Genomic DNA, 11,939 nt, shown 5'->3' with positions numbered 1-11,939 from the left:
GTCATAATGTCACCTGTCATCTTATGAGGTGATGATATCACCTCTAACTAGGTGGCCAAACTAACTATGCCACTACACCTTTGTCTACCTCTTTGTCTACCTGTTTGTCTACCTTTCGTCTTTGTCTACCTTTCCTGTGATGGTTAAATCATCAGCAAAAACATCCAATGCTAAAACACCAGCAGCATCAATGTTATTAATTTAAATAGTCCCTAAACTAGCATCCAATATTCCTATATTCGGATCTTCATCTAAAAACTCATTATCTTCACCAGACAATAAAAATACTCGGTTAAAACCCGTAAATTTACAAGATGTACAAGTAATGCTGTTTGTACCAAAAACAATCAAATCAGCCGACTCACCGACTAGCTCTATATTCCCAAATAAATTAATATCAGCAGCCTGTAAAATAATCACTTTAGCTGGTTGAGAATAATTATTATCTGAAAAGCTTTCTAAGTTTAGCAATTGAAGAGTTTGATCAAATATTGAGAATTCAGAAAATTTATTTAATGAGATACCTGAATTATTTCTTGCTCTAATCACCAAGTAAGTTCGATTATTTAAGGGTGGTTACTTAACATGGTTATATTAAGGTCAAGATCTAAGTGAGACCTCCGAATGTTTGCCCATAAAGTCTGTTTTAATGGTTCGCTACATAATTCACTCACCAATGCGATAAAACAATAATAATAAACTACATTAACCCATTACAACATAAAATCAAGACAGTAATAACATACCGTTACACTTTGAGCATTAAACAACACGAATTTCTAGGTTAGTCTATTAGGCAGATCATTTATGAAAGGTTAATGTTATGAACTTTTTCAAACAAACAATGATAGGGATAATTAGTCTTCAATTTAGCTTGATAGTGCCCGCTTTGGCGCAAGTTGACATGATTTCATGTGACACATTTTCAGAGAAACAGCCGACAACACCCGCCTTAGGTCAACGCTATAATGACATATCTCCCTTATATATCGGCACCGATAACGAAACAGGTAATGAATTATATTATTGGGCGCAACAAACGCCTGACAGCATACTACAACTCGGTGTTAATGAGCTTTTTCACGATTATAAGGATGGTGTCAAACTAGCCGGAAATGGAGCCGTTGATTTACCGGGGTTAGATGAATTTAATAAAGGGGAATCATTTACTTATATAGAAAACTGGAGTGATATAGACAACACACTTATATGGCCGCTGTTTTTAGAAAATACCGGTAGCTTCACTCTAACAGTACAAATGGGTGTCGACGCAAGCCAAGCAGGTAGCCAAATTCTATTTACATTAGGCGAGCAACAAGCACTGTGTACCACCCCCTCGACTGATGGGGAAGATCAGCCACGCTTTATTTGGAGCATTCCTTTTAATGTCACTCAAACTGGATACCTTCCCCTCGAAATCAGTATTGATAAATTAATCGGCACCAGCGTGGGTAGATTCTATACCATAGAAGCGCAAGGAGAAGGTGCTCATAATGCTTATGTATTAAGAGCACGTTGGCGCCCGTCAGCTGTTCATGCTAGCTTTGAGACCAGCCTTAACACCAATCCTAAACGACTCTGGGTAGTTGAAATTTCACCAAGTCACTACGAAAACTATTTTTATGCCCCCATAAATACCCAATTTGGCTATTTTGGCTCGGGACGCCACCGTGGAGGGGAAGTAGCAGGACTTAACTTCTCTATGTGGTCATATGGCAAAGATGAAACCGAACCAACCGTCGACATGCTATCCCATTTAATCGCCTTAGGTAATAAGCAAGCAACTTATGGTGGCTTCTCCCACGAAGGAACGGGGGTTAAATTAGAAGATTGGATGCCTTATGACGGCTATAACATCGACAAGCAAATACTCGCATTACGCATGGAACCTGGCGACCCTTATGACACCTATTATGGCTATTTTTTACACCCAGATACTCAACATTGGCAATTATATGCCGCGGGTAAAAAATATAATTACGGTGTACCCAATAGCAGTATCACTGCGGGTTCATTTATTGAAGTCGTGGGTAACTCTAGCGTCAACCGTACAGGGATCAAAGAGAGAGAGGTCAGCTACCGAGGTTGGTATATGGACAACCAAGGGCAATGGGCCGCCATGGATACGATGAGTTTCAACGATAAAGCAGGTGAATACATGAATAAATCATGGTCTGTCAGCGATGATAAAATGCAAATGCGCATGGGAGGAATGGCACACCATTTAGGCACTCAAGGTAGAAGCACACTCACAACTAACGTCATTGCGCCTTTACCCAATTATTTGCAAGGTGGTTACATCGATGAGCTATACGCTTTACCTGCTATAATCAGTCAACTTGAGGCACTCAATATCAGTGGCAGTCAAGCAGAGATCCAGTTTAATATTGATAAACTGGGTGATAATGCCACCGTACTTTTATATTGGGGAGAAACGCAAGGCTTAACATTTTCTGAACGTTGGCAAAACGTCGTTGAAATTGATGCCGTACAATCAGGCTCTATCCGTTATTCATTGCAAAACTTAACTCCTGACACGGCATATTTTTATCGTATTTACATTGAAAATGATGCAGGTAAAACTTGGAGTTTTGATACCGAGACCTTTAACACGGATAAATAATATGGCATTGAACGCTAGAGCCTCTCACCAAAGATCAACAAGCCCTAGTTACCTAAAGCAATTCAGCCTTTAGCTACAATCCTGTTGCCAGCAATGTTGAATATGGGCTCCTTGATTAAGGAGCTCACTTTGAATGCTCTTGTCTCCCACCAAATGCCCTACCCCAACCACCACAAAAAGATCATCAATATCATTGTCTGCCTTTGGCTGGCTATGTTGATTGGCTTTTAGACTAGAGAGCCTAAATTAAAAAACCTAGATGAGAGCGCGCTTTGACTCAAGCCGATTCACCGTGGCGGCCTAACAACACCATACTCGCGTGCTGCGACCCTAATAAATAGCAAATCCCTCGACAGATTTTGTCTCTATGTACTCCCAAGTCACACTTTCCATTGTCGCTGCCTCGGGGCCTTGGTTTAAGTATTTAATCATTGCCATTAAGTCTGCTTCTTGACCCGTGGCTTCGACTTCAACGTCGCCATTTATGATATTTTTAGCATAGCCATTGATACTCAAAGCCGCTGCCACCTCTTTTACTGACGCTCGATAAAACACGCCTTGTACTCGACCCGTTACTATCGCTTTTAGCGTCCGTACCGACATGGCAGCCTCCTCTTTTGGCAACACCTTCACTTCGACTATTTCTCGCTATCTTTCACTGTTTTTTTCTGATTTTGACTATTCATTTTGGCAAATGCATAGAGAGTTTATTTAACCACGCCACAAGCAAAACGTGTTCCGCCTCCGCCAAGTTTAGCAGGTTTATCTGAGTAATTATCGCCACCCAAATGGATCATTAATGAATGGCCTTTTAACTGAGATAATGTCAATTTAGGCGCAATAACGGGGCCTGTAATCTTGTCCTCTTGATTAGCATAAAGTACAGGTAAATCACCTAAGTGCCCATCACCATAAGGGCCTAAATGCACATTGGTCTTTTGTGGATCTAAGTGCCCACCTGCAGCATGACCATTATCAGAACAACTGGGCATTGTATGCACATGGAAACCATGGAACCCTGTCGGGATCCCTGATAAATGCGGGATCAATAGCAAGCCTTCTGGCGTATCTTTTGCGATAATGTATCCAACCGAATGCGCCTTTGTATTGCTGGCAACAGTATTCATCATAATTTTCTCTACAGGTTGCGCTATTGAGCTTGTTTCAACCAATTTCGCCTCATGAGAATTCACTGCTGCCATACTAGTTGAAACAAGCGTTACACTTGCAATCGCCCCCAGTAAAAAAGATATAGGTTGCTTCATCATACTCATCTCCTGATACTTAAAATTGAATTTAAGCATGCATTATTCATGGTCAATTCAAGGAAAAAGAAGCATGACTTAATCGATTACATCACGCAAAGCACCGCAGCATTATTTACAAATGGGATTAAAGTGTTTCTTTCATTATTTTATTTTTAAACAATCAGTTAAATATAAAAAAACAAATTAAAATAAATAAAAATTAATGGCTAAGTAAAAATAAATTCATCAAATTATGTGAGCACGTCACTATGTCGTTATCATTGTAATTAACTTATCGTCAACAAAAATCTGCTCTGTGGCAATAACCCCAAGTCGACATTGCATCAAAAAATAGGTTTCAACACAAAAGCTATCTTCTGAATACAAAGAAGCGTGATATTTGATGCATACTTCGACCATAACAAAATCTATGCCTTGTGCTTATGATAAGCACTAAAATTTATTCCTACATCTGTCAATAAAGCCAAATGCCGAGCATGCTCAAAATAATACCGAAAAGTGGCATTTCAATCGTGCCATCGCTATTGAAATAATGGCGTGAATAGTAAATGAACTGTCGCTGTTTGCAAATGTAATTCAGTCCGGAAATGCATAACCTATCTTCATCAAATGACTTTCTCAAGGATCACCTTATGAAGATTAACAAACAAAAACCCGTAATGGTAACGGGAGCAACAGGTTATGTCGCGGGTGTATTAGTTAAGCAACTATTAGAAGCAGGCCTAACCGTTCATGCCCCCATTCGTGATGCACAAAATACAGACAAAGTACAGCATTTAAAAGCATTAGAAGAAAAAACGGCAGGAAAAATTATCTTCTTTGAGGCTGATTTACTTCAAAAAGGCTCATATAAACAAGCCATGATGGGCTGTGAAATTATTTTCCATACGGCTTCACCTTTCGTGGTGAACACTAAAAACCCTCAAAAAGAGTTAATTGATCCTGCTGTTAAAGGAACAGAAAATATTTTACACAGTGCCAGTGAGATTATTTCGGTCAAACGCATCATATTAACCAGTAGTTGCGCAGCCATTTATGGTGATAATACCGATATTACTCTCACTGCAAACAATCGTTTTACCGAAAGCGATTGGAATACTAGCTCATCGCTACAACACCAAGCTTATTCTTACTCCAAAACATTAGCAGAACAAACAGCATGGCGTATTTATAAACAACAATCTCATTGGGAACTCATAGTATTAAACCCTTCAGGCGTATTTGGTCCCGGCATCAAACCACATACTCATTCAGAAAGTTTTAATATACTCCGTCAAATAGGAGATGGCACGATGAAAGCAGGAGCCCCAAAATGGGGAATGGGCGCGGTTGATGTCAGAGATCTCGCTCAAGCTCACTTTCAAGCAGCCTTTCTGGACAATGCCAGTGGACGTTATATTATTTCGGGACACAATACGAATTTATTTGATTTAGCAAGAACACTTACGCCAAAATATGGACATCGATACCCCATCCCTAAACGAATGATACCTAAGTGGTTATTATGGTTAATCGGCCCTTTTGCGAATAAGAATATGACTCGCAAAATGATCGCTCGAAATGTCAATATTTCATGGGAAGGTGATAATAGTAAAAGTGTGCGCGATTTAGGCTTAAATTATCGTCCTCTCGAACAAACAATGACTGAGTTCTTTCAGCAACTTATCGACCATAAATTACTCTAATCAATATTATTACTTTCTTGTGTATACCTAGACCTGCCAAAAAATGATACCTGTGATACACCTTACATTGGCTTAGGTATATACTTCATTTTACCCCCTCTTTTCATTACTTTGTTCTCAAAAAACCGCCATGATAACAATACACAATAAAGCTAAAATCACTAAACATAGACAGCAAGGGTATTATATTGTCAGCCCAACGTTGAAAATATTGCTCAACTTACTCGGTGCAGATGAAACCTTAGTGTTAAAACATGCCAAACTCCCTAGCGATTTATTTTCCCATACGGAAGCTCGCTTGAGTCATCTTGACTATTTTCAACTTTGGCAGGGCATTGAAACAGTCTTTAGCGATCAACCTTTTCCCTTACTCGTTGCTAAACACATGAGCACTGACTTTTTTGATCCCCCTTTTTTTGCAGCTTATTGTAGTCCCAATTTACACACAGCATTAGAACGACTTTCACGCTTTAAGCCGCTTTTATGTCCAATGACTTTAACTTTTACAGAAACACAGCAGCATTTCTCTGTACATATTGGTCATCTTCAAGCCGTTGAAGCCATCCCCAATATGATGACAATCATGGATATGGTTTTTATATTGCAGCTCGCTCGCATGGCCACACGTGAACATATTATCCCTTACAGAATATCAGGCCCTTCCCCTTCGCTTATTCAGGCTGAATACAAAGATTTTTTTGCCTGCCCAGTACAGCAATCCGCTTCGATGTCGATCACTTTCGACAAAAAAGATATTTATAAACCTTTTGTGAGTGACAATCCCCGCATGTGGTCTTTTTTTGAACCTGAGTTGCGTAAACGTCTAATAGACATCACAACCAATATCGATATGCAAACTCAAGTTCGTTATCAATTATTAGAAATGCTGCCGAGTGGGCAAACGACGATTCAAGCACTGGCTCAACGAATTTACATCAGCCCAAGAACTATTCAGCGTCGTCTATCCGCTGAAGGCACATATTTTAAAGCTATCTTAGCCGAAGTGAGAAAACAACTTGCTCACCATTATCTCACTCAATCCTCTATCCCTTACTCTCAAATCGCACTCTTACTCGGGTACCAAGATACAAGTTCATTTTTTAGAGCTTTTCATCAATGGAGCGGTATAACACCTGAAACACAAAGAAATCAAAATGAAACAGACAATAAAAAAGACCTGTAAGCTTAACTCACAGGCCTTATAGCGAAGGTTATTTTGCCAAAATATTACGCCACTTTTTGCTCTTTCAGCTCATCTTGACTCGCTAAGTATTCATCAAAGGTGCCATGAAAGCTCACCAACTTTTTGTCTTTAACATCAATAATGCGCGTGGCCAATGAGGCCACAAACTCACGGTCGTGGCTCACAAAAATAAGGGTACCTTCATACACTTTAAGCGCATTATTAAGTGCTTCAATCGCTTCCATGTCCATATGGTTAGTGGGCTCATCCATCACCAGAACATTAATGTCCATCATCATCAACTTACCAAATAAAAGGCGGTTTTTCTCACCACCTGAGCAATTTTTGGCTTTTTTATTAATATCATCCTCAGTAAACAATAATCGCCCTAACATCCCACGCACCATGAGATCATTATGTTTCGGCGTACGCCACTGAGACATCCAATCAAATAAGTTTAAATCATTATCAAAATCAGCTGTACTATCTTGTGGGCAATAACCAATGGCGGCATTTTCAGACCATTTAATTACGCCTTCATTGTGTGCTAATTCATTAACCAAGCAACGTAACAAAGTGGACTTACCCACACCATTTTCACCAATTACCGCAAGCTTAGCACCTGCTTCAAGAATGAGCTCACCACTTTCAAACAATAGTTCATCATCAAAACCATGGCCTAGATTTTCCAGAATTAAGGCTTGGCGATGCATTTTTTTTCCTTCAGCAAAATGCAATGACGGCGTCATACGACTGGACGCTTTCACATCATCTAGCTTAATTTTTTCTAATTTTTTTGCTCGAGAGCTCGCCTGCTTAGCCTTAGAGGCATTGGCGCCAAAACGATTCACGAAGTCTTGCAGCTCATCCATCTCGGCACTTTTCTTGGCATTACCTGCTAATAACTGCTCTTGAATGAGTGCGGCCGCTTCCATGTAATATTCATAATTTCCAGGATAAATTCGCAGCTCACCGTAATCAATATCAGCCATATGAGTACAAACGGTATTTAAAAAATGCCTATCATGAGAAATGATGATCATGGTGCACTTACGTTTATTGAGCTCACCTGCTAGCCAATTAATAGTGTGTATGTCCAAATTGTTAGTCGGCTCATCCAGTAACAAAATATCAGGATTTGAAAACAAGGCTTGGGCTAATAGCACTCGTAACTTCCAACCTGGCGCCACTTGCTGCATTAAACCAAAATGAAAATCCTCTTCGATACCGGCTTCTAATAAAATCTCACCCGCTCGACTCTCGGCGCTGTAACCATCCATCTCAGCAAATTCACTTTCAAGTTCAGCCACCTTCATACCATCTTCTTCGCTCATGTCTGGCAAAGCATAAATACGATCCCGCTCTTGTTTGACTTCCCACAATCGCGAGTCACCCATGATCACAGTATCAATGACACTGTATTGCTCAAAGGCAAATTGATCTTGGCTCAGAGTACCCACCTTTTGACCCGGCGTAATCGACACATTGCCCGAAGTGGGAGCCAACTCGCCACTCAAAATTTTCATGAAAGTGGATTTACCACACCCATTGGCGCCGATAAGGCCATAACGGTTACCATTACCAAATTTGGCCGAAATATTTTCAAACAATGGCTCAGGGCCAAATTGCATTGTGATGTTTGCGGTAGAAATCAAAGGAAAATTCCAGCGGTTACTGACAAGTCGATCTTCAAGTCAATGGCAAGACATACCCGTCATACTTGAAGATGTACAAAAGTCTACAAAAAGAGGTCGCGAATTATACAGAGTTTGCCGCTAAGATGTCGAGGACTGACAAGCAAAAGAGGCCGTTTATTGTTATTATCTCTGCCTATCATCGCCATAACATGAAAATAGGCATTCAATGTTATGTGCATATACATTCTAAGCATAAAACTTTTCAATAAGTTAAGCTAATTTTGACACTTTATTTGCAGTATTAGGAAGATTCATGAGCGAACTACAACAAAATAATCCATTACATGGCTTAAAGCTTGAAACCATGATCACAGAGTTAGTTGATTTTTACGATTGGAAAATTTTATATGCCGCTCTGCGTTTAGAATGTTTTAATCTCAACCCTAACATGGCTGGGTGTATCAAATTTTTAAAAAAAACAGAATGGGCCAGAGAACGAGTAGAAAATTTTTACCTTTATCGTTTCAAACGTATGCCAAAAGCCAATGCAGGACAATTTAAGCTCAAACCCCGTGAGCGTGGTTTTGCCAACGGCATTCTGCCCCGTAAACCACAAGCCTTAACGTTAGAATTGGTTGCTGAAATGCGCGCGAAAGCCGAAGCCGATTATAAGGCGATGAGCAAACAAAAAGGCTCAACGCGTTTTAACAAAGAACAAAAAGCCTCCTCAAATTCGGCTAAAACACGAGATGAGCGCGCTAAACCATCACAAGATCCCAAGAATCCTTGGGGTAAATAAAAACAGTTGTCTCAAAATCAAAAAAAATCTTTCTGATATCATAATGAAGCAATGTCATTGGTGCCATTGCTTCATTATCTGAACATTTCAACCTAACTTCATTAAGGCCATCTATAATTAAAATACTTTTACCTCATCATGGAAAACACATGAAAAAAAGTATTCCACTTTATCTCCCCCTTTGCTTTTTACTGCTACTGACTACTTGCATCTCACCACTCATTCAAGCCACCGAGAAAGAGGCTGAAGTTAATAATGTGACAGGAACTTGGTATACCAACAAAAAATTCAGTTATCTCGTCGATAGAAGTGAAAACCAACCCTTCGCAGCCCCTAATATCCGTGAAAAAGTGCCCTTTCATGAACGCTATATGACAGTTGAATGGCAACTTGTTCAACGACCCGATGGCATCATTACCGGTACCAGCAAGTGGACGTCTTATGATAAAAACAAAAAGAAATTGCTGGAAGGTACAGACATCTTGCTAGGCGGGATCAATCACGATCGCATCATTATTACTGATACATCGGATCGTAATTCACAACTCATTTTTGATTTTACGTTAGATGACAATAACAATATGAGTGGCTTTGGCTACAATATTATCGGCCCTAAAGAAATCATGATGAGATTTGAGCTCGTAAGAAAAAAGTAAGCCAGCCTATTCAAACTCCCTTAAACTTCACCATAGGCGGCTTACGAATAACATAAGCCGCTTTTCAATCCTGCCACATTCCACCGTGCATTACCGACCAATACCGTCAGAACCACTGGGATCAGCCGCGGAACTAGCCGCAGAAGACACTGAAGGCCAATCTTTAAAAGTGGCTAAATGCTCACGAACCACAGCTTGAGCTGGGCCAAATGCCCACATTTTTTTACCCATCCAATTAATATACATACCGGATTCATCCGCTGCACGTTCAAAAGGATCGCGACGTAAATTGAATAAAAGCGGAGCATTCAGTGTTTCTTTCGCCCCACCCCATCCATGAGGTTGAATAACAAAATGCGCCTTCCAGTCATTGTAACGAACCGCTTGAAGTTGCGTCCTTTCATAATAAATAACCTCAGAACGCTTACCCTCCCCTTTTCCCGTTAACGTATCTAGCTGATTATAACCATCTAGATGTGCTTTATAGCCTTTATACCCTGCCAGCATTTTGTCAACCAAATCATCAGGGCCGCCCGCAGCAGCGATCAATGTGGGTAAAAAGTCCATACCGCTAAAAATGTTATTATTCACTTTTCCTGCCGGAATCGCATTCGGCCATTGGATCAACATAGGAGCCCTCACACCGCCTTCCCATGTTGTGCCTTTTTCACCTTTAAAGGGGGTCATGCCACCATCGGGCCAAGTCATGATTTCAGGCCCATTATCAGCGGTAAACACAACAATCGTATTATCTGCGATCCCTAAGTCATCGAGTTTATTCAATACTTCGCCAATATGATCATCTAACTCTTTCATCACCACTTCTTGTAGTCCCCAGCCATTTTTACCTAACATGGCTTCATACTTTGGTGATAAATGAGTCCAAACATGACCTCTTGAAGGGCAATACCAAGTGAAAAAAGGCGTTTTATCTTTGACGGCTTTTTCAATAAAACTCAAAGTATGTTTATTCACTTCATCATCTAATGTCTGCATTCTTTGTGTTGAAAGGGGCCCATCATCGGTGATTTTCTGCTTCCCTTTTCCCGTAGACCATGAATGCACTAAGTTTCTCGGCGCAAACTTTTTAATCGCTTCTCCTTTAGGCCAATCTGGATCTTCGGTATATTCCATTGCATTCAAATGGTATAACCAACCCCAATACTCATCAAAACCATGCATAGTCGGCAAAAATTCATCTCGATCGCCTAAATGATTTTTGCCAAACTGCCCAGTGACATAACCTTGTGTTTTTAATAACTCGGCTATTGTTGGCGTATCGGGGGTCAACCCAATAGGATCACCCGGTAATCCCACCGAATGTAAACCAGTACGAACGGGATATTGCCCTGTTAAAAAAGCAGACCGCCCAGCAGTACAGCTCGGCTCTGCATAATAGTCCGTAAACAACATGCCTTTTTTAGCTATGCTATCGATATTAGGTGTACTCACCCCCATTAATCCATTATTAAATGCACTAATGTTAGAGACCCCCACATCATCTGTAAAAATCACTAAAATATTGGGTTTATCTGTACTGGCAAATGTCACAGAGAGCATGCAGCCATACAGCATCAATACCGTTAAAAAATCCGTTATTACTTTCATTAGGATAGGTTCCTTAAATTAAATAATCACATCCTTTCACTCACTATCTTCTATCGATTTTTTTGCCTCTTCAGCTTGCTCTTGTTTAAATTTTTTAAGCACTAACATACCAACGAGAGCAAATAAGACTTCTAACCCCATATAAGTGATTAATAACCAATGTGCCATACCATCAATAATCAAACTCATGGCTCTGCCCACTGCGAGTCCCCACATAAACACAATCAAACTGTATAGTGCCGGTGAAGTTAAGCCTTTATTTGATGCGCCCAAAATCCAAAAAATAACTAAGGCTAAATACAATCCCATCATGGCTCGAAAAATATGAATACTATTAATGGTATCCACAGGAAATCCATATAACCAAGGGATACTCGTTTCTGGCGCGACACCATAAGACAGTGCAATCGGAAATAAACCAATCACTGAGATAATTAAAAACACTTTTGCTTGGAACATATCTTCGCTCCCATTGTGCTA

Annotated in this window: 11 protein-coding genes; 5 read left to right on the top strand and 6 right to left on the bottom strand. The window is 40.1% G+C overall.

The features are described 5' to 3' along the window. Nucleotides 1-201 precede the first annotated feature (201 nt). Entirely contained in the window at nucleotides 202-549 is a 348-nt protein-coding gene (locus Q0779_RS17410; protein ID WP_298774498.1) for a hypothetical protein, read from the bottom strand. Nucleotides 550-823: 274 nt separating this feature from the next. Here Q0779_RS17410 and Q0779_RS17405 point away from each other — a divergent pair, with 274 nt between their 5' ends. Further along, nucleotides 824-2,623 (top strand): hypothetical protein, encoded by a 1,800-nt coding sequence (locus Q0779_RS17405; RefSeq protein ID WP_298774496.1) that lies wholly within the window; start codon nucleotides 824-826, stop codon nucleotides 2,621-2,623. 330 nt (nucleotides 2,624-2,953) lie between these two features. Here the strand turns inward: Q0779_RS17405 and Q0779_RS17400 are convergent, their stop codons facing one another. After that, entirely contained in the window at nucleotides 2,954-3,226 is a 273-nt protein-coding gene (locus Q0779_RS17400) for an acylphosphatase (protein WP_298774494.1), read from the bottom strand. 104 nt (nucleotides 3,227-3,330) lie between these two features. Beyond that, nucleotides 3,331-3,891 carry a superoxide dismutase family protein gene (locus tag Q0779_RS17395; RefSeq protein ID WP_298774491.1) on the bottom strand — a complete coding sequence of 187 codons (561 nt, stop codon included), beginning with the start codon at nucleotides 3,889-3,891 and terminating at the stop codon, nucleotides 3,331-3,333. Between the two features lie 632 nt (nucleotides 3,892-4,523). Between Q0779_RS17395 and Q0779_RS17390 the strand changes: the two genes are divergently transcribed. Beyond that, nucleotides 4,524-5,576, top strand: coding sequence for an NAD-dependent epimerase/dehydratase family protein (locus Q0779_RS17390; protein ID WP_298774490.1), 1,053 nt, complete (start codon nucleotides 4,524-4,526; stop codon nucleotides 5,574-5,576). A gap of 130 nt (nucleotides 5,577-5,706) precedes the next feature. Beyond that, the gene (locus Q0779_RS17385; RefSeq protein ID WP_298774488.1) at nucleotides 5,707-6,759 is read left to right on the top strand and encodes an AraC family transcriptional regulator; all 1,053 of its coding nucleotides are present in this window, start codon (nucleotides 5,707-5,709) and stop codon (nucleotides 6,757-6,759) included. Between the two features lie 44 nt (nucleotides 6,760-6,803). Here the strand turns inward: Q0779_RS17385 and Q0779_RS17380 are convergent, their stop codons facing one another. Beyond that, nucleotides 6,804-8,414 carry an ABC-F family ATPase gene (locus Q0779_RS17380; RefSeq protein ID WP_298774486.1) on the bottom strand — a complete coding sequence of 537 codons (1,611 nt, stop codon included), beginning with the start codon at nucleotides 8,412-8,414 and terminating at the stop codon, nucleotides 6,804-6,806. Between the two features lie 295 nt (nucleotides 8,415-8,709). On the opposite strand from Q0779_RS17380, the gene Q0779_RS17375 reads away from it, so the two are divergent. Continuing rightward, complete coding sequence (locus Q0779_RS17375) at nucleotides 8,710-9,195, top strand: VF530 family DNA-binding protein (protein WP_298774484.1); 486 nt, start codon at nucleotides 8,710-8,712, stop codon at nucleotides 9,193-9,195. 149 nt (nucleotides 9,196-9,344) lie between these two features. After that, the gene (locus Q0779_RS17370) at nucleotides 9,345-9,851 is read left to right on the top strand and encodes a hypothetical protein (RefSeq protein ID WP_298774483.1); all 507 of its coding nucleotides are present in this window, start codon (nucleotides 9,345-9,347) and stop codon (nucleotides 9,849-9,851) included. A 90-nt stretch (nucleotides 9,852-9,941) separates the two neighbouring features. Here Q0779_RS17370 and Q0779_RS17365 read toward each other — a convergent pair whose 3' ends face one another. Continuing rightward, the gene (locus tag Q0779_RS17365) at nucleotides 9,942-11,459 is read right to left on the bottom strand and encodes an arylsulfatase (RefSeq protein WP_298774481.1); all 1,518 of its coding nucleotides are present in this window, start codon (nucleotides 11,457-11,459) and stop codon (nucleotides 9,942-9,944) included. Nucleotides 11,460-11,495: 36 nt separating this feature from the next. Continuing rightward, complete coding sequence (locus Q0779_RS17360) at nucleotides 11,496-11,918, bottom strand: DUF4345 domain-containing protein (protein WP_298774479.1); 423 nt, start codon at nucleotides 11,916-11,918, stop codon at nucleotides 11,496-11,498. Between the last annotated feature and the right edge of the window lie 21 nt (nucleotides 11,919-11,939).

Source organism: uncultured Shewanella sp. (assembly GCF_947491715.1).
In the GTDB taxonomy this organism is placed as follows: Bacteria; Pseudomonadota; Gammaproteobacteria; order Enterobacterales; family Shewanellaceae; genus Shewanella.
This window is presented reverse-complemented; position numbering and strand designations above follow the sequence as displayed.

Coding starts and splice junctions, on each gene's coding strand:
- Q0779_RS17405 (WP_298774496.1), top strand. CDS start 824: ATGAACTTTTTCAAACAAACAATGATAGGGATAATTAGTCTTCAATTT.
- Q0779_RS17400 (WP_298774494.1), bottom strand. CDS start 3,226: ATGTCGGTACGGACGCTAAAAGCGATAGTAACGGGTCGAGTACAAGGC.
- Q0779_RS17395 (WP_298774491.1), bottom strand. CDS start 3,891: ATGATGAAGCAACCTATATCTTTTTTACTGGGGGCGATTGCAAGTGTA.
- Q0779_RS17390 (WP_298774490.1), top strand. CDS start 4,524: ATGAAGATTAACAAACAAAAACCCGTAATGGTAACGGGAGCAACAGGT.
- Q0779_RS17385 (WP_298774488.1), top strand. CDS start 5,707: ATGATAACAATACACAATAAAGCTAAAATCACTAAACATAGACAGCAA.
- Q0779_RS17375 (WP_298774484.1), top strand. CDS start 8,710: ATGAGCGAACTACAACAAAATAATCCATTACATGGCTTAAAGCTTGAA.
- Q0779_RS17370 (WP_298774483.1), top strand. CDS start 9,345: ATGAAAAAAAGTATTCCACTTTATCTCCCCCTTTGCTTTTTACTGCTA.
- Q0779_RS17365 (WP_298774481.1), bottom strand. CDS start 11,459: ATGAAAGTAATAACGGATTTTTTAACGGTATTGATGCTGTATGGCTGC.
- Q0779_RS17360 (WP_298774479.1), bottom strand. CDS start 11,918: ATGTTCCAAGCAAAAGTGTTTTTAATTATCTCAGTGATTGGTTTATTT.